This window comes from Candidatus Omnitrophota bacterium (assembly GCA_028715965.1).
Taxonomy (GTDB): Bacteria; Omnitrophota; Gorgyraeia; order Tantalellales; family Tantalellaceae; genus JAQUQS01.
The window spans coordinates 1-24916 of the sequence record JAQUQS010000008.1; the positions used below are offsets into that span (position 1 = coordinate 1).

Annotated in this window: 24 protein-coding genes; all 24 read left to right on the forward strand. The window is 51.5% G+C overall.

Features of this window, described 5'->3' with window-relative positions; all coding sequences use genetic code 11:
- Nucleotides 1-691: UDP-N-acetylmuramate dehydrogenase (gene murB, locus PHH49_05280; protein MDD5488354.1), on the forward strand; the 691-nt coding region annotated here is incomplete at its 5' end.
- Complete coding sequence (locus PHH49_05285) at nt 688-1653, forward strand: D-alanine--D-alanine ligase (protein MDD5488355.1); 966 nt, start codon at nt 688-690, stop codon at nt 1651-1653. The genes murB and PHH49_05285, both read left to right, overlap by 4 nt.
- Nucleotides 1654-1684: 31 nt before the next feature.
- Nucleotides 1685-2494: an FtsQ-type POTRA domain-containing protein gene (locus tag PHH49_05290; protein ID MDD5488356.1), complete on the forward strand. Its 810-nt coding sequence runs from the start codon at nt 1685-1687 to the stop codon at nt 2492-2494.
- Nucleotides 2495-2518: 24 nt separating this feature from the next.
- Nucleotides 2519-3562, forward strand: a complete 1044-nt coding sequence (locus PHH49_05295) for a hypothetical protein (GenBank protein ID MDD5488357.1) — start codon at nt 2519-2521, stop codon at nt 3560-3562.
- Between the two features lie 188 nt (nt 3563-3750).
- Nucleotides 3751-4551, forward strand: coding sequence for a pyrroline-5-carboxylate reductase (proC, locus tag PHH49_05300; GenBank protein ID MDD5488358.1), 801 nt, complete (start codon nt 3751-3753; stop codon nt 4549-4551).
- Between the two features lie 24 nt (nt 4552-4575).
- Nucleotides 4576-4872: a YggT family protein gene (locus PHH49_05305; GenBank protein MDD5488359.1), complete on the forward strand. Its 297-nt coding sequence runs from the start codon at nt 4576-4578 to the stop codon at nt 4870-4872.
- A 4-nt stretch (nt 4873-4876) separates the two neighbouring features.
- Nucleotides 4877-5101, forward strand: a complete 225-nt coding sequence (locus PHH49_05310) for a DUF167 domain-containing protein (GenBank protein MDD5488360.1) — start codon at nt 4877-4879, stop codon at nt 5099-5101.
- Nucleotides 5094-5957 carry an S-methyl-5'-thioadenosine phosphorylase gene (gene mtnP, locus PHH49_05315; GenBank protein MDD5488361.1) on the forward strand — a complete coding sequence of 288 codons (864 nt, stop codon included), beginning with the start codon at nt 5094-5096 and terminating at the stop codon, nt 5955-5957. The genes PHH49_05310 and mtnP overlap by 8 nt, the downstream gene beginning before the upstream one ends.
- Before the next feature lie 19 nt (nt 5958-5976).
- Entirely contained in the window at nt 5977-8811 is a 2835-nt protein-coding gene (gene ileS / locus PHH49_05320) for an isoleucine--tRNA ligase (protein ID MDD5488362.1), read from the forward strand.
- Nucleotides 8774-9220: a TraR/DksA family transcriptional regulator gene (locus PHH49_05325; protein MDD5488363.1), complete on the forward strand. Its 447-nt coding sequence runs from the start codon at nt 8774-8776 to the stop codon at nt 9218-9220. The genes ileS and PHH49_05325 overlap by 38 nt, the downstream gene beginning before the upstream one ends.
- Nucleotides 9181-9678, forward strand: coding sequence for a signal peptidase II (gene lspA, locus PHH49_05330; GenBank protein ID MDD5488364.1), 498 nt, complete (start codon nt 9181-9183; stop codon nt 9676-9678). The genes PHH49_05325 and lspA overlap by 40 nt, the downstream gene beginning before the upstream one ends.
- A gap of 2 nt (nt 9679-9680) precedes the next feature.
- The gene (gene lgt, locus PHH49_05335; GenBank protein MDD5488365.1) at nt 9681-10433 is read left to right on the forward strand and encodes a prolipoprotein diacylglyceryl transferase; all 753 of its coding nucleotides are present in this window, start codon (nt 9681-9683) and stop codon (nt 10431-10433) included.
- A 1-nt stretch (nt 10434) separates the two neighbouring features.
- The gene (locus PHH49_05340) at nt 10435-11355 is read left to right on the forward strand and encodes an RluA family pseudouridine synthase (GenBank protein ID MDD5488366.1); all 921 of its coding nucleotides are present in this window, start codon (nt 10435-10437) and stop codon (nt 11353-11355) included.
- Nucleotides 11356-11372: 17 nt separating this feature from the next.
- Nucleotides 11373-12668 (forward strand): 3-phosphoshikimate 1-carboxyvinyltransferase, encoded by a 1296-nt coding sequence (gene aroA / locus PHH49_05345; protein ID MDD5488367.1) that lies wholly within the window; start codon nt 11373-11375, stop codon nt 12666-12668.
- A gap of 133 nt (nt 12669-12801) precedes the next feature.
- A complete protein-coding gene (locus tag PHH49_05350; protein ID MDD5488368.1) occupies nt 12802-13863 on the forward strand; it encodes a rod shape-determining protein in 1062 nt (353 codons plus the stop codon).
- 26 nt (nt 13864-13889) lie between these two features.
- The gene (gene mreC / locus PHH49_05355; protein MDD5488369.1) at nt 13890-14666 is read left to right on the forward strand and encodes a rod shape-determining protein MreC; all 777 of its coding nucleotides are present in this window, start codon (nt 13890-13892) and stop codon (nt 14664-14666) included.
- A gap of 25 nt (nt 14667-14691) precedes the next feature.
- Nucleotides 14692-15168, forward strand: coding sequence for a LytS/YhcK type 5TM receptor domain-containing protein (locus PHH49_05360; GenBank protein MDD5488370.1), 477 nt, complete (start codon nt 14692-14694; stop codon nt 15166-15168).
- 10 nt (nt 15169-15178) lie between these two features.
- Nucleotides 15179-16897, forward strand: a complete 1719-nt coding sequence (gene mrdA, locus PHH49_05365; protein ID MDD5488371.1) for a penicillin-binding protein 2 — start codon at nt 15179-15181, stop codon at nt 16895-16897.
- Between the two features lie 16 nt (nt 16898-16913).
- Complete coding sequence (rodA, locus tag PHH49_05370) at nt 16914-18014, forward strand: rod shape-determining protein RodA (GenBank protein MDD5488372.1); 1101 nt, start codon at nt 16914-16916, stop codon at nt 18012-18014.
- Between the two features lie 7 nt (nt 18015-18021).
- Nucleotides 18022-19767, forward strand: a complete 1746-nt coding sequence (locus tag PHH49_05375; protein MDD5488373.1) for a TIGR03960 family B12-binding radical SAM protein — start codon at nt 18022-18024, stop codon at nt 19765-19767.
- 172 nt (nt 19768-19939) lie between these two features.
- Nucleotides 19940-21001 carry a type IV pilus twitching motility protein PilT gene (locus PHH49_05380; GenBank protein ID MDD5488374.1) on the forward strand — a complete coding sequence of 354 codons (1062 nt, stop codon included), beginning with the start codon at nt 19940-19942 and terminating at the stop codon, nt 20999-21001.
- 22 nt (nt 21002-21023) lie between these two features.
- The gene (locus tag PHH49_05385) at nt 21024-21470 is read left to right on the forward strand and encodes a hypothetical protein (protein MDD5488375.1); all 447 of its coding nucleotides are present in this window, start codon (nt 21024-21026) and stop codon (nt 21468-21470) included.
- Between the two features lie 16 nt (nt 21471-21486).
- Complete coding sequence (locus tag PHH49_05390) at nt 21487-23202, forward strand: ATPase, T2SS/T4P/T4SS family (GenBank protein MDD5488376.1); 1716 nt, start codon at nt 21487-21489, stop codon at nt 23200-23202.
- 9 nt (nt 23203-23211) lie between these two features.
- Complete coding sequence (locus tag PHH49_05395) at nt 23212-24912, forward strand: GspE/PulE family protein (GenBank protein MDD5488377.1); 1701 nt, start codon at nt 23212-23214, stop codon at nt 24910-24912.
- Nucleotides 24913-24916 lie beyond the last annotated feature (4 nt).

A 24916-nucleotide genomic window follows, 5' to 3' on the forward strand; every position in this document is an offset into this window, starting at 1 on the left:
CATCCTTTTTCCGGATGAAGATGTCGAAAAGGCCATTATCAGCCTTTCTTTCCCGTCATTCAGGGACATATGTCTTGAGAACGGTCTTGTCCGCGCGGGTGCCGGGCTCAGGATGAACGAGTTATTGTCGTTCTCCTGCAGGAAAGGGCTTACAGGATTCGAGGGGTTGGCGGGGATACCCGGGACCATAGGCGGGGCGCTTGTCAAGAACGCTTCCTGTGAGGGTTCGATAAGTGATCATCTCGTTAAGGTACTCCTGATGGATGGGGCCGGTAACATGCGTTGGGTGTCCAAAGATGAGATGGGATTCGGATACCGCTCATCATCAATACTGTCCGATGAGGTGGTCGTTGAAGGTGTGTTCAGTATTAAGGAGGATGACCCGGACAATGTCCGTAGCAGGGTAAGGGATAGTTTTTTGAGGAAAATGAGGAAACAACCGCTTGAGGGTCTGTCCCTGGGAAGTGTGTTCAAGAACCCTGAGGGGATGATGGCATGGGAACTTGTGGACCAGGTAGGTATGAGGGGATACAGGTCCGGTGGCGCGGTCGTTTCCGTGAAACACGCTAATTTCATCCTGAATGGATCCGGCGCGCGCGCCGAAGATGTCAAAAATATCATAGGAGAGGCCCAGAGAAGGATCCGGGCCGAGTTCGGTATGACGCTCGAGCTTGAAATAGAGGTGTTATGAATTTCCACGCGGGAACAGGGGATATGATGTCCTCAATAGAGGGACTTAAGGGGAAGCGTATTGGTGTCCTGGCGGGGGGGCGTTCCAGCGAGAGGGAGATAAGCCTTAAGAGCGGTCGCGCCGTATTCTCATGCCTGGAAGCCAATGGTATGGATGTCACTTTCCTGGATGTGGATGACAACTCTGTAGAAGAAGCGGTGAAGGCAAGCGGCATAGATATCGCTTTCATCGCGCTTCATGGCAGGTTCGGCGAGGACGGGAAGCTCCAGGCCATACTTGAAGGTATGGGTATCGGATACACCGGGTCCGGTCCGCGAGCTTCCGAACTGGCCATGGATAAACTGGCGTCCAAGGAACGTTTCCTAAGTGCCGGATTGAAAACGCCCGAGTATCTGGCGCTTGATCCGGGGCGGTGGGTAGACCCTGATGGGCTGTGGGTACCGTGCGTGGTGAAACCACGGTATGAGGGATCGAGCTTTGGTCTTACCGTAGTAAGGAAAAAGGACGGGATCGCGGAGGCTATAAAGAAAGCCGCGATTTTTGGTGAGGATGTGCTGATCGAAGAGTATATACATGGACGGGAGCTGACCGTAGGGGTATTGGGCGGGAAGGCATTGCCGATCGTTGAAATAGTGACGCCGGAACAAGTTTATGATCACGACGCCAAATATGTACATAAAAGCACCAGGTATCTCGTCCCGGCGGACCTTAGTCTGGAGGTCGCGCGGGAGGTGCGGGAAGCCGGATCGCGGGCACACGACAGTCTTGGATGTGAAGGTTTTTCCAGGGTGGATATAAGGCTCAGCGAACGTTCGGAAGCATATGTGCTTGAGGTGAACACGATACCCGGGCTTACGGAGAGAAGTCTTTTGCCGATGGCCGCCGCCGCATACGGGCTGGATTTTTTTGGATTATGTGTTAATATGCTGATGAGCGCAATGTCCCGTGCCGGGACTAAATGACGCAGGATACATTGAATAAAGGGGGGGGATAATGTCGGCAAAACGGAATTCCGGGAGAAGGCAGAATGCCAAGAGGACGTCTTCCGGGGGGAAGGCGATAGACGTGGCGAATTTCATAGCGCTTCGCGTAGTCCCTGGCATCGTTATATCCGCCATAGTGCTGGGTCTTCCGGGATACGGGTTATACCGGTTCTTTAAATACGGGGATTTTTTCCGGGTGAAACAGGTTGTTGTTAATTCGGACGATCCCGGGGTCTTTGCCCCGGTGTCCAAGGACCTGAACAAACGTTACGTGGGGCATAACATATTCAACGTGGATGTTAAGTACGCCAGAAGGATGGTAGCCAAAGAACACCCGGAGCTTAAGAAGGTCACGGTGAGGAAGGTGTTCCCTGATGTCATCGAGATGGACGTGGTAACAAGGAAACCCGTGGCTGTTATCGAGTCCGGACGCGGGATCGTGGTGGACGCGGAGAACGTAGTGCTGGGTTCTGACATGATGACCCCCGGGCTCATAAAGATCAAAGGCATCAGTTTTTTTCTGAACGCCCCTACTAAGGGAGAGAAGATAGACAACAAGGCCCTGGATGCCGCCGTGAACCTCCTCAGGATCATACAGAACAATAAGGGTCTCAGAAAAGAAGGGATAGATTACATAGATGTCACGGATCGCAACAATCTTATGGTCGGGATAAGCGGTGCTACGGTAAAAATAGGCGCGGAAGACCTTGATGGAAGAATAAAACGACTTGGAAGCATACTTAACGATCCGGCAATGGACCTGAAGCACATAAACTATATTGACTTGAGGTTCGAGGATACGGTCATTTCCCCTAAATAGGCATATGGAGGGAAGAGGGAATACATGTTCGCTATAATAAGCGCCGTAAATGACAGCCTTGACGGGATATTGGTCAGGCCCATGAAGAATGGGGACCTTTTCCCGGAGGACTTCTGCCGCGGTTCATCCAGGGGGTTCAGTGGCGGTATAGTGTCTGATATATGTACTGCCACCGAGAGTCTGAACGATATCCTTGGCAGGATGCAGAAAAAATGTAAAGGGCGGATAAGGGACGTCTATTCAGTATTGACCTCGACCTCTGTAGAAATAACTCCCTCATCGGGCCTGGTCCTCTTGTCCAGGTACGGGCGTGAAGTAGAGAAAAGGGATGTAAACAGATGCGTAGAGATCGGGGCGACCATGCGTCTTCCTCTGGACCGGTATATAATACACAAGATAGTTACCGGGTTCAGCATAGACGGCGATCCTGATATAAAGAACCCAATAGGGCTTGACGCGGTCAAATTAAGCGCCGATATCAATGTGCTTACCTTGAATTCTTCGATAGTCAACAATATGTCCAAATGTATCTCCTACGCGGGGTATGTCCCTGCCGGCTTCTTTTTCTCTGGCATAGTGACTTCGTATCGGTCTCTCTTTGATGAGGATAAGGAGAAGGGTGTACTTTTGCTGAATATATGCAGGGACATGACCGAGGCGACGATATTTTACAAGGGTACTCTGACGGGATGCAGGGTCTTTTCTCTGGGGGTGAATGACATGAACAGTCTGGATGGAAATATTAACGCCGCTGTTCTTAATGATCTTGCCGCGGCGATAAGGGTCCTGCCTGGATCCGATAAAATATCCAAGACCGTGGTCATCGGACAAGGGAAACAGACGGATGACCTGATAGAATCCCTTGAAAAGGTCTTGTCTACCCCGGTCGAAGCCGGAACTTGCATATCCCGCCATTTTGAACAGCTCCCTATCGATAAGGACGGGTATACGGCCGTTCTCGGATGTGCCGACCTCCTGGCCGAGGAAGAAATAGGGAAGAACCCGTTCAGCGATATACCACGCTGGCTGGTATTCAAGGCGAACAGCTTCCTGAACAGGTATTTTTAGCACAAGTTATTTAAACGCAGCTACTTAAGGCGTGACGACCTTATCCGGCCCCGGCCCATTCCCGGAATACTTTTCTTAAACCTTTCTGCTATAAGTAATTGTTATTAATTATATAAACACACTGTGTTGACATTGCAGGTAAATTATGATATTTTTAACCGTTGCAAGCTTTGATCCGGGGGTATTTTATGCAGGCAGTGAGATTAGGTGTGATAGGATGCGGGAACATGGGGGCGGCTATAACCAGGGCCCTTGTGGAAAAAAAGATACTGCAGTCCGAGACCATACTTATAAATGATAAGGATATGGATAAGCTCAGGAAACTGGGTGAGTCCACGGGTGTGTCCGTAGCTTCCCTGGATGAATTGATGGCGCGTTCCAATATGTTGCTCTTCGCGGTCAAGCCCCAGGATTTCGGCACGGTCGCGGGAACGGTCAAGGGAAAGATATCCGGGCATATGGTGCTTTCGATAATGGCCGGGATCAGGATGGCCGGGATAAAAGAGGCCCTGGGCGGGGACATACCTGTCGTCAGGGCGATGCCCAATATGGCCGCGTCCGTACAGGAAAGTATGACCTGTCTGTCCTTCAGTGGGATGGAGACCCTGCCAGTGGAAGTTAAGAACATATTCGGGGCGATAGGTGAAGTAATGGTCCTCGAAGAGGGACTCCTTGATACGGTGACAGCCATGTCCGGTAGCGGCCCGGCATATCTTTTTTATCTTGCCGATGCCATGATCTCTGCTGGAGAAAAGAATGGCCTGTCGCGTGAACGGTCGGAGATGTTGGTCCGGCAGACGCTGCTGGGGGCTGTTGTTCTTTTGAACCAGACCACGGTGGGGGCCGCTGAGCTTATCAGGGCGGTCGCGTCAAAGGGTGGTACGACGGAGGCCGCATTGACGGTCATGGATAAAGCCGGGCTGAAAGATGTCGTTGAGAATGCCATATCCGCCGCCAAGAAAAGATCGGAAGAGCTTTCGGCGGGATAGGGGATATAGGAGATAGGAGCTAAGATGTTCGTATTGGCTGAAATAATAAAAGGTATAGGGCTTCTGGCGTCCCTGGTATTCGACATACTTTTTTTCCTGCTGGTGGTCAGGATAATACTGTCCTGGGTGAATCCTGACCCGTATAATGAGTTCGTCAAGATCGTGTACAGGATAACGGACCCGATACTCGGACCGTTCAGGAGGTTGCCGCTCCAGATGGGTGGCATTGATCTTTCCCCCATACTGGTCTTCATCCTCCTGTCCGTCCTACGCAATGTGGTGCTTAACGTTATATACCAATTTGCGTTAAAACTGGTGTAAATGCATGAGATTAGAGCTTAAGGTGATACCGAAATCCTCACGTAACGTGATAGTGGAAGAAGGCGGGACGTTGAGGGTCTATGTCACGGCGGCACCGGACAAGGGAAAGGCCAACAAGGCGGTAATAGATCTTCTGTCTGAGAGATACGGCGTACCCAAAAGATGTGTGCGTTTTATAAAGGGAGAATCCTCCCGGACCAAGGTAGTGGAGGTGCTTACAGATGGGTAAGACCGGAGTAATAGGCGGCAGCGCGCTTTATTCCATAGAGGGACTTAAGGTGACGGAAAAGCGGACGGTAGACACGCCGTTCGGTCCGCCTTCGGACGAGTTCGTTGTCGGGGAATTGGCCGGTTCTAAAGTGGTATTCCTTCCCAGGCATGGGAAAGGACATACTATATTGCCCAGTGAGCTCAATTATCGGGCGAACATATGGGCGTTCAAGTCCCTGGGGGTGGATCGGATAATATCCCTGTCGGCCGTAGGCAGTATGAAGGAAGAATTGCGCCCGCTTGACGTGGTCCTGGTGGACCAGTTCATAGACAGGACGAACCAGGCAAGGCCTTCGACATTTTTTGGTGGAGGCATAGTCGCGCATATTCCTTTTGCCGAACCTATCTGCCATGAGCTCAAGGATACGATACTTCGCGCCAACAAGGATGTGGGGGCCAGGATACATGATGGCGGTACATACCTGAACATGGAAGGTCCCGCGTTTTCGACCAGGGCGGAATCCCTTCTTTACCGCAAATGGGGAGTGGATGTTATCGGCATGACCAATATGCCGGAGGCCAGGCTGGCGCGCGAAGCGGGTATATGCTATGCCACGGTGGCCATGGTCACGGATTATGACTGCTGGCACGAGGTCGATTCGGGGGATAGCGTTACCGTGGAAATGGTGATAGAGAACTTGAACAAGAACGTCGAGGTGGCGAAAAAGATACTGGTGAACACCCTGTCCGCGATCTCCGTAAAGCGCGGGTGTTCCTGTGGAGATACTCTTAAGAACGCTATAGTAACGTCGAGAGAGATGATCCCGGAAAGCGTAAAAAAGGAACTGGCCCCGATACTGGAAGGCCTTGTGTAATACGGAATGAGGATGTGAGATGAAACAGAAGAGTACGGATAAAGGATATAAGGAAACACTTAACCTCCCGAGGACGGAGTTCCCGATGAAGGCCAATCTCCCCCAAAGAGAGCCGGAAACCTTGGAAAAATGGGGGAAAGAGGATATATACGGGGCTATCATTAAAAAGAGGGAGCACTCTTCGAGGTCTTTTATCCTGCACGATGGGCCTCCGTACGCAAATGGGCACATACACATGGGGCACGTGCTTAACAAAACGCTAAAGGACATATGCGTTAAATACTTTTCGATGAAGGGATATTACGCGCCGTATGTGCCTGGATGGGATTGCCACGGGCTTCCGGTGGAGCATCAACTGCTCAAAGAGCTGAAGGTGTCGAAGCACGATGTCGACCAGGTCGACTTCCGGCGTAAGGCGTATGATTACGCCATGAAATTCGTGAAGATACAGTCGGAGGAGTTCAAGCGACTGGGTATCTTCGGGGATTGGGAAAAACCGTACTTGACGCTTACCAAGGAATACGAGTCCAGTATCCTGACCGCGCTGGCGGACCTTTTCGAGAAAGGATACATATACAAGGACCTGAAACCTGTCAACTGGTGTAAGAGTTGTGAGACCGCGCTGGCCGAGGCCGAGGTGGAATATGAGGACAAGGAATCGCCGTCGATATATATAAAGTTCCGCACGGAGAAGGATGAGGCCGGGAAGAAAACCTTTTTTATCGTATGGACCACTACCCCGTGGACCTTGGTCGCGAACGTAGCCGTGGCCCTTCATCCTGACCTGGAATACTCACTGGTGGATACGGGGGAGGAAGTCTGGATAATGGCTTCGGAGCTTGTAGATAAGATAGCCGAAAAGGCCTATTTGGAGGGGCACAGGATAGTCCGCAGGATGTCAGGAGATGCGGTGGCCCGTGAGTTCGCCTCAAGCCGCCATCCATTCCTGGACAGGGTGTCGGTCACTGTAACGGCTGGGTACGTTACAAAGGAAGAAGGTACGGGTTGTGTGCATACCGCTCCGGGACACGGACAGGATGACTATATCACAGGCAGGAAATATGGTCTTCAGATAATAATGCCGGTCGATGACAGGGGACGCTTCAAGGCGGAAGCCGGAGACCTCGCGGGCATGGATGTTTATGACGCGAATGAGAGGATAATTGAAAAACTCTCTTTGTCGGGGACTTTGGTCCGCGAGGACAAAGTGAAACATTCCTATCCGCATTGCTGGCGATGTAAAAGACCGATAATCTTCAGGGCTACCGAGCAGTGGTTCATGAACATAGAACACGACGGGCTCAGGGAACGTCTCGTTAAGGCCATTGGGTCGGAGGTGAAATGGGTGCCTGTTTCGGGGCGTGAGAGGATAAAGGCCATGGTCGAGGGAAGGCCGGACTGGTGCCTGTCAAGGCAGCGTTACTGGGGTGTGCCTATCCCGGCATTCAAATGTGTTTCGTGCGGGTCTTCTTTCTCCAGCGCCGGATTGATCCGGAGCGTGGCGGGACTTACGGCCCGTGAAGGGTCTAATGTCTGGTTCGAGAAAGACGCTAATGGTCTTCTGCCCGCTGGGACCGTATGCGCATCATGCGGGTCTTCGGAGTTCGTGAAGGAAGGGGACATACTTGACGTCTGGTTCGATTCGGGAGTGAGCCATAAAGCTGTATTGGAAGCCCGGGAAGGACTCTCATCCCCGGCGGACCTTTATCTGGAGGGATCGGACCAGCACAGGGGATGGTTCCAATCCTCTCTCATAACTTCCATGGGTATGTGTGGCCGGCCTCCGTATAAGCAGGTACTTACGCATGGTTTTGTGGTGGATGGCGATGGTAAAAAGATGTCAAAATCGCTGGGGAATGTCATAAAACCCCAGGATATAATGAAAAAATACGGAGCCGATATATTGCGCTTGTGGGTCGCGTCAAGCGACTACGAGGGTGATATAAAACTTTCAACAGAGATATTGGACAGGCTTGCTGACGGGTACAGGAAGATCAGGAACACTTTCAGGTTCCTCTTGAGCAATCTATACGATTTTGACCCGGCAACTGACGCGGTGGGAGCGAGGTCCATGGAAGAAATAGACAGGTGGGTATTGTCCAGGCTCGTATCCCTTGTCGAGAAAGTTACGGAGAATTACGACGCGTGGGATTTTTATAAAGTTTATCGGTCCATATATGATTTCTGTGTATATGAGGTCAGCGCGTTCTATCTGGATGTCTTGAAGGACTCGTTATACGTGGATCTTGCCCATTCGCCCAGAAGAAGGTCACATCAGACCGGTATGTTCATGCTGCTTGAAACGCTGGACAAGATGCTGGCGCCTCTTATGCCTTTTACCTCTGACGAGGTCTGGGGATATGCGGGACTTCCGGGAAAGGAAAAAAGCGTGCATATGTCCGACTGGCCCGACGTTCAGGGAATGAGGAAGGTGTATAAGGATGAGGACCTGGACAGGAAATGGGCCGGCATACTTTCTCTCAGGGATGAGGTAATGAAGGCTCTTGAACGCAACCGGGAGAACGGGCTTATCGGAAGTTCCCTGGAAGCGAAAGTGATATTTCACTCCTCGGATGCGGATGCGGGGGAGCTTGTTTCCGGCGATCCGCGGCTTTTAGCGGAGCTTTTTAAGGTGTCGAAAGTGACGCTGGTGGAAAAGCCGATGGAGGGTATGGATCCGGTGGGGGATGGGAAGTTATCGATCAAGATCGAGAAAGCTCGGGGTAATAAATGTCAGAGATGCTGGAATTACCGCGACGAGGTGGGGACGATAGGGGATGCCCCGGAGCTGTGTGCTAGATGTCATGATGTAATCAATGAAAGGAGCCATGATGGTCAAGAAGGACGCAAATAATAATAAGAACAACAACAACGCCCCTTTTACTGACAAGGAGCTGGAGGCCACGCGTAAAGAGCTTGTCAGGGAAAAGGCGAAGATCATAGAAGAACTTATCAGCATGAAGGGGGATGGGCTGAACATGTCGCTCAAGGACGCGTCGGGAGATCTTTCGGGGTACTCTTTTCATATGGCGGATATGGCGACGGACCTCTATGATAGGGAATTCTCTCTGGAGCTGGCTGAAGGCGAAAGGTTAAGGCTTATCGCGATCGATGACGCGATCAAGAGGATAGATGAGGGTTCTTACGGTAAATGTGAAAATTGTGGCGGCCCTATACCCAGACAACGTCTCAAGGCGATGCCGCAGGCAGTGAATTGCATAAAATGCCAGGAAAAAATGGAAAAGAAAAGTCCCGACAGGTGATCGCCTGTTGTTCGGTCGTGGTCTTTGTGCTGCTCCTGGACCAGGTCTCCAAGTTAGCCGTGCTTGGTGCCATGGAGCCTGGAGAAAGTGTCACCGTGCTGGGGAGGGTTCTCTCCCTGACCCTTGTATTCAATCCCGGGGCGGCGTTCGGCATCTTGAGCGGCCATCCGTGGCTCTTCGTGCCCATTGCCGTAGTATCAAGTGTTCTTATAGTCGCTCTTATATCACTTAGATCCACATTGCTCAGGTCGGTAGAGATGATGGCGCTCTGTTTTATCCTTGGAGGGACCATGGGGAACCTTATAGACAGGATAAGGTTCGGGTATGTGGTGGATTTTTTCGACCTGCATTTCTGGCCTGTTTTTAACATCGCTGACAGCTTTATCACTATCGGCGCGGTCCTGCTGGGGATAAGTCTTTTCTTTTTCAAGGGATACGCAGCAGGCAAAGGGGAGTGAATATGCATCCGGTCCTTTTCAGTTTATGGGGGATAGATCTCCATACATACGGGTTATTCGTCGCTTTAGGGTTCATCACGGCTTCTGTGCTTGCCGTCAGGGAGGCGACCGCGAAGGGTCTCAAGCCGGAACCGTTCATGGACATGCTTATAGCTATCCTGGTGGGCGGGATAGCCGGAGGCAGGGGATTATTCGTTGTTCTTAACTGGGGGCAATTCAGTTCCGCGCCGTTGGATATATTCAAATTGTATCAGGGTGGCCTGGCCATACAGGGAGCCATGGTCGGCAGCGCGCTGGCGGCATGGCTGGTGGTGTCCCGGGCAAAGATACGTTTTCTGGCAGCCGCGGATATACTCGCGCCGTATATAGCCCTGGGGCAGGCTATAGGGCGGATAGGTTGTTTCATGAACGGATGCTGTTATGGAAAGACCACGACCTGTTTCGCGGCGGTAGTGTTGCCGGGAGAGATCGTGCCGCGTATCCCCACGCAACTGTATTATAGCGCCGGACTTCTTTTAATGTTCATACTTCTTTCTCTGTTGAAGAAAAAACAGTATTTTGAGGGAGCCATGTTCAGCTTCTACCTGATGTTATATTCTATCTTAAGGATGACGTTGGATGCCCTCAGGGGGGACTTGATGCCGTTAAGCTCGGGTTTCACGTTATCGCAGGTGATCGCAATGTTCTTTTTTGTGCTGGGAGCCTTGCTGTTCGTGGTTTCGAGAGCTCGCAAGGGAAAGGCGTGCCGGAAATAGTATGGATAATACAAGGGAGCATGTTCTTGTCGTCGGGGAAGAAGTGAAGAGTGTCCGGGTGGACAAATACATCGTTGAATGCCTGGGAGAGGACCTTTCACGAACGGCGGTGAAAGAACTGATGGACACGGGGGGCATATTGCTCGACGGGAAACCCGTCAAACCCAGCCATATATTGAGACCGGGAGAACGGATATCCGTGATGATCCCTCCATGCCGGGCCGCTTCCGATATCGAGCCGGAAGATATGGACCTGAAGATACTTTTCGAGGATGAATATATAATAGTCGTGGACAAACCCGCAGGTATGGTGGTACATCCGGGATGCGGGAATATCAAGGGTACCATGGTGGCCGCGCTTCTGTATCATTGCGGCAAGCTGGCGGATGCCGAAGACATGACAAGGCCGGGTATCGTCCACAGGCTGGACAAGGATACCTCAGGCGTGATAGTGGTGGCAAAAACGGACAAGGCGATGAGGTCATTGGCAAAACAGTTCCAGAACAGGACCGTTACGAAGAGATACCTGGCTTTTGTAAAGGGCAGGGTGGAGCTGGACAATGGTGTCGTGGACGTGCCGATAGCAAGACACCGCTCGGACCGGAAGAAGATGGACGCGGAATACGAGAACGGGAAAGCGTCCAGAACGGTCTATCATGTAAGGAAAAGATATAATGGATTCACCATACTGGATCTGGACCTGGAAACGGGGAGGACACACCAGATAAGGGTCCATATGAAGCATATCGGGCACCCTGTGCTGGGGGACATGGTCTACGGTCCTGACAGGAGTATGGGACGACAGGCGCTTCACGCTGAGTATATATCGTTCACTCATCCGTATACCGGTAAGAAAATGGAGTTCACTTCACCAATGCCTGAAGATATGGCTGAATACCTGGAAAAAGCTGAAAGCACATAAGAACGAGGGAGAAAAACATGGGGATAAAGATCAAGGGCTCGCGCCGTCCGCTAAGGGGAGAGATCAAGGTCCCGGCGGACAAGAGCATATCCCACAGAGCGGTCATGTTCGGCGCGATATCGGACGGGAAGGTCGATATCGATAATTTTCTCATGGGTGAGGATTGCCTGAGCACGGTCGAAGCGTTCCGGGCTTTAGGTATCAGGATAGAGCAGGGCCGGGATGCCCTGACGGTACATGGCAACGGGCTTCGGGGGTTGAAGGAACCGCTATCCGAGCTGTATCTGGGGAATTCAGGGACTACGATGAGGGTGATCTCCGGTATACTTTCCGGACAGGGGTTCGATACGGTGCTGACGGGGGACGGATCTCTTTCCCGCAGGCCTATGGAAAGGGTCATAACACCCCTGAGGCTAATGGGTGTTACGATCAAGGGTACCGGGGATGGGATGCATGCGCCTCTTTATGTGAACGGGACTTCCGGTAAGTTGAAGCATATCCATTATGATATGCCGGTCGCCAGCGCCCAGGTCAAGTCATGTGTATTGGCGGCAGGACTTTACGCCGACGGGCCGGTCTCTGTGGGGGAACCTTTTATCTCCCGCGACCACACGGAGAGGATGCTCGCGCATCTTTCCGTGGACGTACGTAAGGAAGGTCGCGTTACGACGCTGGTCCCTCCGGAAAAGCTCGTACCGGTAGACATAACGGTGCCTGGAGACATCTCCAGCGCCGCGTTCTTTATCGCGGCCGCGCTCATTGTCCCGGGATCGGATGTACTGATACGGGATGTCGGTCTTAACCCGACGAGGACAGGACTTCTTGAAGTGTTGAGGAGGATGGGTGCTGATATAAGCATATCAGGATTCAAGGATGAAGGTGTCGAGCCCTGCGGGGACATCAGGGTTAGATACGGTGCTCTCAAGGGAGGAACAGTGAAAAGACATGAGATACCTCTCTTGATAGATGAGATACCCGTATTCATGGTGGTCGCGGCGTTCGCCTCGGGTATGACCAGGATAGAGGGGGCGGGAGAGCTTAAGGTGAAGGAAAGTGACCGTGTGGCCAGCATGAAGCATGATCTTTCCCTGCTGGGGGTAAAAATGGACGAGGTTGGCGAAGATATCATCGTTGAAGGAGGGATAAAGGCGCTCCGGGCCTCCGTTCTGGAGAGTTTTATGGATCATAGGATAGCTATGAGCATGTTGGTGGCGGCCCTGGCGTCGGACGGTGAATGTACCATAAACGATCATGAGTGCGTGGCGGTGTCCTATCCGGGCTTTCTGGGGGACCTGGCGAGCCTTGCCGGATGACCGGATATTTATGTCCCCAAAACGGGCATAGTCGCTTACAAAAAAGATTTGACAAAGAAATATATATCTGATACTATCAATACAGTTTTGATATTATTATAATATTAACCCTACCAAAAGACTCAAATTTATTATGATTAAAGAAAAGATCATGCGTTCTTTTGACAATATCCTTGGACTTTTTTCCAGCGATATGGGTATCGATCTGGGTACGGCATCCACGCTGGTATATGTCAAGAATGAGGGCATAGTACTCTGCGAACCGTCGGTTGTGGCCATAGAAGCCGGGACCTCCAACGTGTTGGCGGTCGGGGAGGAAGCAAAAAGGATGTTGGGCAGGACCCCTGGGAACATAATCGCGATAAGACCTATGCGTGATGGCGTGATCGCCGATTTTGAGATAACGGAGAGCATGCTCAGGTACTTCATTAAAAAAGCGCATAGTTCGCGCAGCCTGGTCAGGCCGCGTATCGTCATAGCGGTGCCCTCGGGGATAACCGAGGTAGAAAAAAGGGCAGTGAAAGATTCCGCTCTTCACGCCGGTGCGCGTGAAGTTTTCATGATCGAAGAGCCTGTCGCGGCTTCCATAGGTGTGGGGCTACCGATACAGGAACCGTCGGGTAACATGATAATAGACATAGGCGGCGGGACCACTGAAATGGCGGTCATATCCCTCGCGGGAGTGGTATATTCCAAGTCCATACGTATCGGCGGGGACGAGATGGATGATGCCATAATAAATTATCTTAAGCGCACGTATAATCTCATGATAGGCGAGCGGACGGCTGAGGAGATCAAGATAAGGATCGGATCGGCCTATCCTATGGATGAAGAAATGACCATGGAGGTCAAAGGTCGTGATCTTGTGGCGGGACTCCCTAAGATGATCACCATAACAAGTGAAGAGATCAGGGAGGCTCTGGCGGAGCCGATAGCCCAGATAGTCGAAGCTGTACGCATAACCCTGGAAAGGACCCCTCCGGAACTTTCCGCTGACCTGATCGAAAAGGGATTGATATTGGCCGGTGGCGGTAGCCTCTTAAGGGGTTTGGAAAAACTTATCTCGGAAGAGACCGGGCTTCCTGTGCACCTGGCGGATGACCCTCTCACAGCCGTAGCTCTGGGGACGGGGAAAGTGCTTAGTGAACTTAAATATCTCAAGCGGCTTACCATAGCGTCAAGCCTGCAGAGATGAACAATATCGAGTAAAAGAATCTCAATGTGCCTAAGATCAAATTTACCGCGAGAAAATGGGCGTTAGCAGTAATAATCATCGTATTACTATCCGGTCTTTTCCTTTTTCCTGATCTTTCCCGGTCTATAAGGGACCTGTCCGTCAAAGCGCTTCTTCTGCCGGTCAAGGCGGTCCGTTCGGCGTCCGTTTATTTCAACAGTAAAAAAGAACTTCAGGAGCAAACCCATGAACTGCGGGGCGAAGTCGCTGATCTTTCGATCGAACTTGAAGGATACAGGGAGCTGCGCGCGGAGAACGAAAGGTTGCGAGAACTTCTTAAATTCAAGAAGAAGATCCCTTTTGACACGATATCAGCGGAGATAATAGCGCGAAACCCGAACAGCTGGATAAATTCTTTCGTTATCGATAAAGGTAGCCGTGATGGGGTACAGAAAGACTCGGCTGTGTGCTCGGCCCGCGGGCTCCTTGGTAAAGTGTACGATGTGAGCAGGGACTCAAGCTCGGTCATGCCGGTAAGCCATCCGAATTTCCGTGCCGGAGGCATGCTAAAGGACAGTCGTGTGAACGGTGTTATTTTCGGGTCCGGCGGCGGGATGGCCAGGCTCATGTACATACCGGTCGATACGGAAGTTGAGGAAGGGGTAATGGTGCTGACGTCCGGGTTCAGCAGGATATTCCCTAAAGGTATCCCCGTTGGGACAGTGGTGTCCGTGGGTAAGAGCCGGACGGGACTCTATAAGTATGCCGAGATAAAACCGTTCGCGGATTTTCTTGACCAGGAAGAGGTCTTGTGCCTTAAATAGGCGGGCATGAAGGCTACACATTATCATGAGGAAAAATATATATTTCATTGTTATCCTGTTGTTCGCCCTGGCACTTCAGACCGTATCCCTGAAGAGCCTGAGATGGTTCCCCGATATAGTGCTTTTAATGGTGGTATTCGCGGGGATATTTGGAGGCAGTGTGGAAGGCTTTGTGGTCGGGCTTATCGCGGGGTTTTTCAGGGGGTGTTTCTCTGTTGAGACCATGGCGCTCGATATGGTACTTTTTCCTGTGGTTGGGCTCATAGCATCCATGCTTTCCAGGACCATATACGCGCACAACCCCCTCGCCCAGGAGATAACGGCTGTCGTGGCCGTTCTTACGGTCCTCACCGCACATGCTCTTTATCTGGGGATACCGGGAGAACCCGGACCGGGTCTTTCCGGCATGATGCTGTCATATTGGCGTCCGGTACTGGCCACGGTAATAGTATCGCCGGTCGTATTGGGCATGCTCAAAGAATTACTGGAATTCGAGGAGTAGGACCGCAATAATGAGGATACGGATATATGCCGCGATATTATTGGTGTTCCTGACCATACTCGTTACGGGTCTGTTCTATACGCAGATCATCATGTACGAGAGATATAAGACCATGTCTGAGGAGAACAGGCTGAAGATCGTTCCCCTCATGGCTCCCAGGGGTACTATATTCGATATGCGCGGGCATCCTATGGTCAAGGACGTACTGAGTTTCGATCTGTCCGTAGTGTATGGGAGCATAAAGGACAAGGAACGACTTGTCTCGATATTAAGCAAGGCCCTGGACGTGCCGAGGGACGAGATGGACAAAGCCATCAAGAAAAGCAGGTTCAGGCCGTACGCCCCATATGTGGTATACCAGGATATCGGCATAGAAAAAGCCATCCATATAGAAGAATCCATGTCAGACCTTCCGGGGGTTATCCTGGACGTTTCCGCTTCCCGCAGGTATCTTTATGGGGCCTGCGCGGGAAACCTTATAGGGTATATAGGCCTTCTTAATAAGCCGGAGTTCGAGAGATTGAAACCGTATGGTTATCGCATAGATGACCTGGTAGGTCGCGCCGGAGTTGAACAGTATTATGACGAATATCTCAGGGGCAAACACGGCGGTAAGCAGGTGGAGGTCGATCATAAGGGCAGAGAGTCGGCCACGCTGGGATATCTCGAGCCAGTTCCCGGTAAAGACCTTTACCTTACCATAGATCTTGAACTGCAGCAATATTGTGAACTGCTAATGGAGGGAAAAAGGGGGGCGATCGTGGCTCTTGATCCTAACACCGGGGCGGTAAGGGCCATGGTAAGTTCTCCTGGATATGATCCGGGTATTTTCGTCGATCGTTCAAGGCGTAATGAAATACGTCCACTCATGAAGGACAAGGAATATCCCATGATAAACCGGGCCGTGGCGGGGGCATATCCGCCGGGATCCGTGTTCAAAAGCGTTGTTGCCGTGGCCGCTCTTGAAAGCGGGAAAATAAAACTTAATACCACGTTCAACTGTGACGGCAGTATGCGCATGGGTAAGAGGGTCTTCCATTGCTGGAAAGAGACGGGCCACGGGCCGCAGGTGATACAGGACGCGTTAAAGAATTCCTGTAACGTGTTCTTCTGGAATACAGGTCTTACTTTGGGTGTGGATATACTCGCGGAATACGCCGGGAGGTTCGGTGTCGGCCAGAGGACCGGCATAGATCTGCCTGGAGAGGTAGAGGGTCTCCTTCCATCAAAAGAATGGAAACAGAAGAACATGAAAGAGCAATGGTATAAGGGCGAGACCATGAATTATTCCGTAGGACAGGGGTACCTTCTTTGTACGCCGATACAGGTGGCGCGAATGATGTCGGTGTTCGCCAATGGAGGGTACATGATCAAACCCTATATCGTTGAGAAGATAGAGGACATGGATGTTAATACCCCTGAAAAGATACGGCTGGGCATATCCGAACGTACGCTTTCGGCGGTCAGGGAAGGGTTGAACCGTGTTGTCAATGACAGACGCGGTACAGGGATCAAAGCCAGGCAGGAGTCTTTTGAAGTGGCGGGGAAGACAGGGACATCGCAGACCGGTAAGAAGAAGAACCATGGATGGTTCGCGGGATTCGCTCCGTTCGATCACGCGGCGCTTACGGTGGTCGTCTTTGATGAATACGGGGGACGTGGTGGATATTACGCGGCGGAGACAGCCGGAAAGGTGTTCTCCAAGGCTCATGAACTGGGCATACTGTGACCGAAAAGAAGGATAGATGATAAGACGTAAATTATCGAGAATGGATAAACCGCTTCTTTTGGCGGCCGTAGCCGTGGCGCTTCTTGGGGTGATCTTCGTGTACAGCGCGACCATGGACCGGGGGGATAACGCGGCGGGAAGCTTTGACCCGGTACTTGTTAAACAGGTGATATGGGTCTCCGTAGGCATAGTGGTCCTTCTCCTGACGGCGTCGACCGATTATCTGCGGGTATTGGATTATTCGTACCTGGCCTATGTGGTGAACCTCTTTTTCCTGGTATTCCTTCTACTTTTCGGCGGGGAAAGGTACGGCGCCAGAAGATGGATAGGGCTAGGGCCGCTCTCCTTCCAGCCGTCAGAGTTCGTCAAGCTTACCGTTATACTGGCGCTTGCGTCTTTTCTGGGTGAACGCAGGGAAAAACGCGGAAGCCTGGGTAATTTCATGGGCGCGATCGCTATTGTCATGCCCGCGGGATTGCTTATATTCCTGCAGCCCGATCTGGGGACCGCCCTTGTGCTTATCCCGATACTTTTGGCTATACTGTTCATTTGCGGTGAGAACCTTAAATATATCATCGGTATGATTTCAGCCGGCCTTGTTTCCATGCCTTTTTTCTGGGGGATATTGAAGGATTACCAGAAGGCGAGGCTTATGGTGTTCATAAATCCTAATTTGGACCCGCTTGGGGCCGGATATACGATAATACAATCCAAGATCGCGATAGGGTCCGGTGGTCTTTTGGGAAAAGGATGGCTGAACGGTACACAAAGCCATCTGAAGTTCCTGCCTGAAAGGCATACGGATTTCATTTTTTCCGTCGTCGGAGAGGAATGGGGATTTGTTGGCGCCGTGGCGCTTGTGGGCTTGTATGTGCTGGTGATATCAAGAGGTATACGTATAATGGCGGAAACGGAGGATGTTTACGGGAGGGCCATAGCCGCCGGCGTAATAACGCTTATGGCGTTCCAGGTGTTCGTCAACATATCCATGACCATAGGGTTCATGCCTGTAGTAGGACTGCCCTTGCCGGCTATAAGCTATGGAGGCTCGAACACTATCACGTCCATGATAGGTATCGGGTTCCTCCTCAGTATAAGCCGAAGGGCTAACAGATAAGGGTGTTATGAGCAAATTAGCGGACATATTGCATAAAGTGCAGAAACCCGGTCGGTATATCGGGGAAGAGTTCAACGTGGTAAAGAAAGACCATGCTCACTGCGGGGTGTCCGTGGTGTTGGCGTATCCGGATATCTACGAGATAGGCATGAGCTATCTGGGGCTTAAGATATTGTACCACCTTTTGAACGAACGTGAGGATGTGGTGTGTGAACGTGTCTTCATGCCCTGGGATGACCTGGCCGGGGAGCTACGGAACGAAGACATGAAGCTGTTCAGCCTGGAGTCGAGGACCCCGCTTAAGGATTTTGATATCGTGGGTTTTTCACTTTCATACGAGCTGACATATACCAATGTGCTTTCTATGCTCGAACTGGGTGGGATAGAAGTGCTGTCTTCCGAACGTGGGGAGGATGCTCCCCTGGTCATAGCCGGAGGCGCGTGCTGTTATAATCCCGAACCCATGCATAGGTTCATCGACGTTTTCGTGATAGGTGACGGGGAGGAAGCGCTTCCCGCGCTTGTCGACAGGTACACGGAATTGAAAAAGAATAAGATCGGTAGGAAAGAAGCCTTAAGGGCGCTGGCGGGGATGAGGGGCGTATATGTGCCGTCGCTATATGAGCCAAAATACGTCGGAGAGGAATTCAAGGGGCTGGAACCTATCGGTCCCGATATCCCCCGTGTGGTGGAAAAAGCGTGCGTAACTTCGTTCGATTCCACATATTACCCGGTAAAACAGCTGGTACCGCTCGTAAAGACCATACATGACAGGATCTCGGTCGAGATAATGAGGGGGTGTCCTAACCGGTGCAGGTTCTGCCAGGCCAGTGCCGTGAACCGTCCGTTGGGCATACGAAAACCGGAGACGGTGAGGAAATTGTGCCGGGAGACCTATCTTCATACCGGATATGAAAGGATATCCCTCCTGTCGCTTTCCAGCGTGAATTATCCCGGGCTTGCTGGGCTTTTCGAGGCCTTGAAAGAGGATCTTGGTTCCCGGCGCGTAAGTATTTCTATACCGTCACTGAGAGTGGATGAAGCGTTTTACGATGTCCCGGGAATGCTTTCAGATATGCGCAAGTCCGGCCTTACTTTCGCGCCTGAAACGGCGGACGACTTATTAAGGAGCGCGTTGGGCAAGGACATTGATATGGGGATACTTTGTAAATCCGCGTCACTTGCTTACCGTCATGGTTGGAAAAGGATCAAACTGTATTTCATGGTAGGCTTCTCGTCCTCAGTGAAGGACGAGGCGGAGAACATCCTTCAGATGAGCGCTAAGGTCTCGGGGGTGAGGAGGGAGACGGCGTCCAAGCCCGCCGAAGTGAAAGTCAGCGTTAATCCGTTCGTTCCCAAAGCACATACTCCGTTCCAGTGGCTTCCAATGAGATCCAGGCAAGAGCTGGAAGAGATAAGGGGGCAGCTCTTGTCGTCACGGTCCAAGTATGTCGAGGTCGATGTGCATGATATACGACAGTCTTTTCTGGAAGCGTGCATGTCGAGAGGGGATCGCAAGGTGGCGGATATCATTTACACTGCGTGGAATAATGGCGCGAGGTTCGATGGATGGCGCGACCATTTCGATCCCGTACTGTGGGCGGACGCGTTCAAGGCCAATGGCGCTGATATAGACAGTTATGCCTGTCAGAGGTTCGGCATGGATGATGTCCTGCCGTGGGAGCATATAAGTGCCGGTATCCCGAAAGATATGTTGAAGAAAGAACTTATTGCCAGTGGATTGTATCAATAACACGCTATTTAGTGTGCTTTTTTGATGTTTAACCCTTATCCCGCCTTTTTTGACTTTTGTCGGATGGTAGTGTAATATTACTCAATAGATATAGAAAGGACCGGTACGGCGCTGTGAAATGTGTCGGCTATGGTTTTTTTTGACTAACTGAACGACCAACGGAGAGGTGAGTATGGACCTGGATATCAAGCAGATCATGGCGGATATGCCTGAAAAAAGGGCCTCCGACCTTCACATAGGGGCCGACGCGCCGCTGCATTACAGGATAGATAATGATCTTGTCCCGGTGACCGAGCAGGTGTTGTCCGCCGAAGAAGCCAAGGAAATAATATACAGCCTGCTTACAGAGGAGCAGATCAACCGGCTGGAAACGGAAAAAGAGATAGATTTTTCCATAGCCATGGGGGATGTGGGACGCTACAGGTGCAACGCTTTCACCCAGAGGAACGCTACCGGTTGCGCGATAAGGCTCATTCCTCTTGATATAATGACGATAGCCGAATGCGGCCTACCCGCCGATGTGGTACAGAAGTTCTGCTATACTCACCGTGGACTCGTGCTTGTTACCGGGGCTACGGGAAGCGGGAAATCCACAACGCTAGCGGCCATGGTCGACGAGATAAACGCGAACCGCACATGCCATATAGTCACCATAGAGGACCCGATAGAATTCGTGCATAAGAACAAGAAATCCATAATTGACCAGCGTCAGCTTTTCCAGGATACATATTCTTTCGGCAGCGCGCTCCGGCATGTGCTCCGTCAGGATCCCGATGTGATCCTTATCGGTGAGCTCCGGGACCTGGATACGATACAGGCGGCTCTCGTAATAGCCGACACGGGACATCTTGTGCTGGGAACGCTCCATACGTCGGATTCGATACAGACGATAAACCGTATCGTGGATGTTTTCCCGTCACACCAGCAAAAGCAGATACGCGTGCAGCTTTCATTCGTGCTTATAGCCATATTATCCCAGCAGCTCATTCCCCGCGCGGGAAAGAAGGGCAGGGTGCTCGCCGCCGAAGTGCTGGTCGCGACGCCAGCTGTGCGCAGCATGATACGGGAGAACAAGGAACACCAGATATATTCAATAATCCAGACCTCCCAGAAGTATGGCATGAAGACGATGAACCAGTCCCTGGTCGACCTGGTCTTCCAGGGGGAGATTACCCATGATGAGGCCCTGGCACGGTCCCCGAACACGGAAGAGCTTATTAAGATGCTGGGATAGTCATGGCCGGGAAGGGAGAGAAGTGATACCTGAACGGAAGATGTTGAAAAAACTGGGAGAGATACTCGTTTTCAACGAGGTGGTCACGTCCGAGCAGCTCAAGCTTGCCATAGAGGTCCAGAGGACGGAAGGGGGCCTTCTTGGGGATGTGCTGATAAAACTGGGTTACGCGAAAGAAAGAGATATAGTCCTGGCGCTTACCATGCAATACGGGTTCCCTTTCCTGCCCTTGGAAAGTTACGAGCTCAAGAAAGAACTGGCCGAAGTCCTGCCCGAAGAAATGGCGCGCAAATACAGCATGGTGCCATTGGATATGATAGGCAGTATATTTACCGTTGCCATGTCGGATCCTCTTAACACAAAGGCCATTGAAGAGGCCGAATCCAAGACCTCGAAAAAGGTACAGGCTTTCATCTCTACGGTGAGTTCCATATATGAAGCGTTAGACAAGCTGTACAAGCAGGGATAAGACCAGAGGCTGACCTATGTCGCTTTTCATTACAAAAAGGATATGTGACCTCCTTCTCAAGAAGAAGCTTGTATCCGAAGAGGATCTCAAGCACGCCAGTAAGATATGTGGTGAAAGAGGAGGAAGCTTAAGTGATATACTGATCGACATGAGGAAAGTGTCGAAAGAAGATCTCTTGACGGTCTTCAGCGAGGAAATGGGGTTCCCCCCGTTCCGTTTGTCCCGGTTCAACATAAGTGACGAGGTGTTGGGACTTATCCCAAAGCGCGTGTGCAGGACCTACCAGATATTGCCGCTATCCCGCATGGGTAAGCAGCTCACGGTGGCTATGGTGGATCCCCTGAACATTTTCGCCCTGGACGATCTCCGGATAATCACCAGCCTGGATGTCAGCCCGGTGATAGTCACGGAAGACGAAATGAAGGACGCTTTCCTGAAATATTTCGAAAAATCAGCCGACGAGGAAATAAGCGCCATCGTAGAGGACATGGAAAGCGCCAAGATGGAGATGGTGGAGGATGACGCTGACGATTTCTCTTCCCTTGATCTTTTGAGGATCACCGAGGACGCGCCTGTGGTCAAATTGACCAATATGATATTAGGAAAAGGAGTAAAAGAGCGGGCGAGTGACATACTCATAGAACCGCTTGAGAGGAGCTCAAGGGTCAGGTACAGGATAGACGGCGTGCTTTGCGAAAGATATACGCCTCCGAGGAAATTCCACCAGGCCATAGTCTCCAGGATAAAGGTCATGTCCGATCTGGATATAGCGGAAAGACGTCTTCCCCAGGACGGCAGGTTCAGGATAAAGATCGAGGACCGCAAGGTGGATTTCAGGGTATCGATAGTGCCGTCCAGTTTTGGCGAGAAGATCGCGCTCAGGGTGCTTGACAAGGAACAGGCCATGATAGATCTTGACTCCCTTGGGTTTCGAGAGAGCGCCAAGGCTGATATGCGGGAAGCGGCCCGCCGGCCCCACGGGATGGTACTTGTATGCGGCCCCACAGGATGCGGTAAAACGACGACACTTTATTCCATTCTCAAGTATATAGACGATCCCGAAAAGAACGTAGTTACGGTCGAGGACCCCGTGGAATATGAGCTCAAGGGGATAAACCAGGTCAGTATAAACGATGAGATAGGTCTCAGCTTTTCCGCGTGCCTGAGGTCCATACTGCGTCAGGACCCGGACATTATAATGGTAGGGGAGATAAGGGACCATGAGACGCTGGATGTCGCCATAAAATCCGCGCTTACAGGGCACCTTGTCTTGAGTACGCTCCATACGAATACCGCCGCCGGGTCAGTGGTCAGGATGGTCAACATGGGGATCGAACCGTTCCTTATCACGGCATCAGTGGAGCTGGTGGCCGCGCAGCGGCTCCTCAGGAAACTTTGTACGGAGTGCAAGGAACCTTATATGCCGACCAGGGACGTGGCCGAGAAATACGGGTTGTTCGATGAAAAGGGAGGGATAAAACAGATATTCCGCCCGATAGGATGTAAAAAATGTGTGGGGACAGGGTATCAGGGCAGGGTGGCCATCGCGGAATGCCTGAAGTTGTCGCCCGCGATAAAAGAACTTATTTTCAAGAACGCGCAGGAACATGAGATCGAGAGGCAGGCGAAGGAAGAAGGCATGAGCACCCTCAGGCAGAATGGTATATATAACGTGCTGGAGGGGGTCTCTTCCCTGGAGGATGTGCTGCGCATTACCGTTATGGCGCGTTGAGGCTTAAGTATGAGTAACACGCTTACTGAAAAGATAATAGACAACCTGAAACATGTCCCGAGCATGGATCATGGAAGGCTGGAGTCCTTTGTCGATGAGACCAGGAAGCTTTCGGGGAACATAGTCAACTTTCTTATGGAAAGCGACATCATACCGCCAAGAGAGATGTTGGGAGTGCTTGGGACGGCCCTTGATATTCCGCCCATAGATGTATCGCGTATCTCCCTTGACAGGGACCTTATGGCGCTTGTAACGGAAAAACTGGAGAGAAGATATTCCGTCCTGCCGATATCCAGGATAGGCAAGGAAATAACCCTGGCGGTGGCTAATCCGACGGACATATTGGCCATTGATGATATCAAGACCATAACGGGATGCGACATTGAACTGGTATTATCCACGAAAAAGGATATACAGGACATACTTTCTTCTTTTTACGATGAGGCTGATGAGGATATAAGTACCATAATTGATGAGGGCGAGGAGTCCAGCGTAGAGATCATCGAGCATGCACAGGGTACCGATATAATGGACCTTACCAAGGAGAGTACTACCGCGCCGATAGTTAAAGTGGTGGACCTCATTATCTCTGAGGCGATAAAGCGCAGGTCGAGTGATATACATATCGAACCGCAGGAAAAGACGCTCAGGGTCAGGTACAGGGTGGACGGACGGCTGCATAATATTTTCGACCTGCCGAAGATCAACCAGAACGCCATACTGGCAAGACTGAAGATCATGTCGAACCTGGATATCACCGAGACACGTGTTCCCCAGGACGGCAGGTTCAGGATAAAGCTCGAGAACAAGGAAATAGATTTCAGGGTCTCGGTGCTCCCGACCAATTTCGGGAACAAGGTGGTACTAAGGGCGCTTGACAAGAGCAATCTTTCCATCGGGCTCGATACCCTGGGCTTCCTGCCAGGCCCGATGAGTGATTTCCGCGAAGCGTTGTCCAGGCCTTTCGGGATAATACTTGTTACCGGTCCTACCGGGAGCGGTAAGTCGACCACGCTTTATTCCGTTCTTACCGAGATGAACGTCCCGGAAAAGAACATTGTCACCATAGAGGACCCGGTAGAATACCAGGTGGGAGGTATAACCCAGATAGCGGCGCGACCGGAGATAGGGCTTGATTTCGCCGGCGGGCTCAGGGCCGTGCTCAGGCAGAGCCCTGATGTCATAATGGTCGGAGAGATCCGGGATATGGAAACCGCGGATATCGCTATTAAGGCCTCGCTTACCGGACAAATGGTGCTAAGTACCCTGCATACCAATGATTCCGTAGGAGCCATCACGCGGCTCGTGAACATGGGCATAGAGCCGTTCCTTGTGGCGTCCAGTCTTATAATGGCCTGCGCGCAACGACTGCTACGTAAGATATGTCCGCATTGCAAGACGGAAGCAGGGCTTCCTGAAGCGCTTGTCGCGGAGATAAAAGCAAGATACCCGGAAGCGCGGGACAAAGACGAGTTTTTCAAGGGAGCCGGCTGCCAGAGATGTAACGGTACGGGATATCTGGGCAGGATGGGTGTGCTTGAGACCCTGCTGGTTGATGAGAAGATAAGGGAGATGATCAATGCGAGCAGCTCCGAGTTCGATATAAAGAAGTACTTGGTCGGAAAGGGTGTTAGGGATCTCAGGGGTAATGCCATGACGAAGTTCATTAACGGGCTGACAACGTACGAGGAAGTGCTAAGGGTGACCTGAGGCG

What these genes read in the sequence shown, in the direction of transcription:
- PHH49_05310 (MDD5488360.1), top strand. Translation starts at nt 4,877, where the DNA reads ATGAGATTAGAGCTTAAGGTGATACCGAAATCCTCACGTAACGTGATA.
- proC (MDD5488358.1), top strand. Translation starts at nt 3,751, where the DNA reads ATGCAGGCAGTGAGATTAGGTGTGATAGGATGCGGGAACATGGGGGCG.
- rodA (MDD5488372.1), top strand. Translation starts at nt 16,914, where the DNA reads ATGATAAGACGTAAATTATCGAGAATGGATAAACCGCTTCTTTTGGCG.
- PHH49_05290 (MDD5488356.1), top strand. Translation starts at nt 1,685, where the DNA reads ATGTCGGCAAAACGGAATTCCGGGAGAAGGCAGAATGCCAAGAGGACG.
- PHH49_05295 (MDD5488357.1), top strand. Translation starts at nt 2,519, where the DNA reads ATGTTCGCTATAATAAGCGCCGTAAATGACAGCCTTGACGGGATATTG.
- PHH49_05305 (MDD5488359.1), top strand. Translation starts at nt 4,576, where the DNA reads ATGTTCGTATTGGCTGAAATAATAAAAGGTATAGGGCTTCTGGCGTCC.
- mtnP (MDD5488361.1), top strand. Translation starts at nt 5,094, where the DNA reads ATGGGTAAGACCGGAGTAATAGGCGGCAGCGCGCTTTATTCCATAGAG.
- PHH49_05380 (MDD5488374.1), top strand. Translation starts at nt 19,940, where the DNA reads ATGGACCTGGATATCAAGCAGATCATGGCGGATATGCCTGAAAAAAGG.
- mrdA (MDD5488371.1), top strand. Translation starts at nt 15,179, where the DNA reads ATGAGGATACGGATATATGCCGCGATATTATTGGTGTTCCTGACCATA.
- PHH49_05360 (MDD5488370.1), top strand. Translation starts at nt 14,692, where the DNA reads ATGAGGAAAAATATATATTTCATTGTTATCCTGTTGTTCGCCCTGGCA.
- PHH49_05285 (MDD5488355.1), top strand. Translation starts at nt 688, where the DNA reads ATGAATTTCCACGCGGGAACAGGGGATATGATGTCCTCAATAGAGGGA.
- aroA (MDD5488367.1), top strand. Translation starts at nt 11,373, where the DNA reads ATGGGGATAAAGATCAAGGGCTCGCGCCGTCCGCTAAGGGGAGAGATC.
- PHH49_05340 (MDD5488366.1), top strand. Translation starts at nt 10,435, where the DNA reads ATGGATAATACAAGGGAGCATGTTCTTGTCGTCGGGGAAGAAGTGAAG.
- PHH49_05350 (MDD5488368.1), top strand. Translation starts at nt 12,802, where the DNA reads ATGATTAAAGAAAAGATCATGCGTTCTTTTGACAATATCCTTGGACTT.
- PHH49_05390 (MDD5488376.1), top strand. Translation starts at nt 21,487, where the DNA reads ATGTCGCTTTTCATTACAAAAAGGATATGTGACCTCCTTCTCAAGAAG.
- PHH49_05395 (MDD5488377.1), top strand. Translation starts at nt 23,212, where the DNA reads ATGAGTAACACGCTTACTGAAAAGATAATAGACAACCTGAAACATGTC.
- lgt (MDD5488365.1), top strand. Translation starts at nt 9,681, where the DNA reads ATGCATCCGGTCCTTTTCAGTTTATGGGGGATAGATCTCCATACATAC.
- lspA (MDD5488364.1), top strand. Translation starts at nt 9,181, where the DNA reads ATGCCAGGAAAAAATGGAAAAGAAAAGTCCCGACAGGTGATCGCCTGT.
- ileS (MDD5488362.1), top strand. Translation starts at nt 5,977, where the DNA reads ATGAAACAGAAGAGTACGGATAAAGGATATAAGGAAACACTTAACCTC.
- PHH49_05375 (MDD5488373.1), top strand. Translation starts at nt 18,022, where the DNA reads ATGAGCAAATTAGCGGACATATTGCATAAAGTGCAGAAACCCGGTCGG.
- PHH49_05325 (MDD5488363.1), top strand. Translation starts at nt 8,774, where the DNA reads ATGAAAGGAGCCATGATGGTCAAGAAGGACGCAAATAATAATAAGAAC.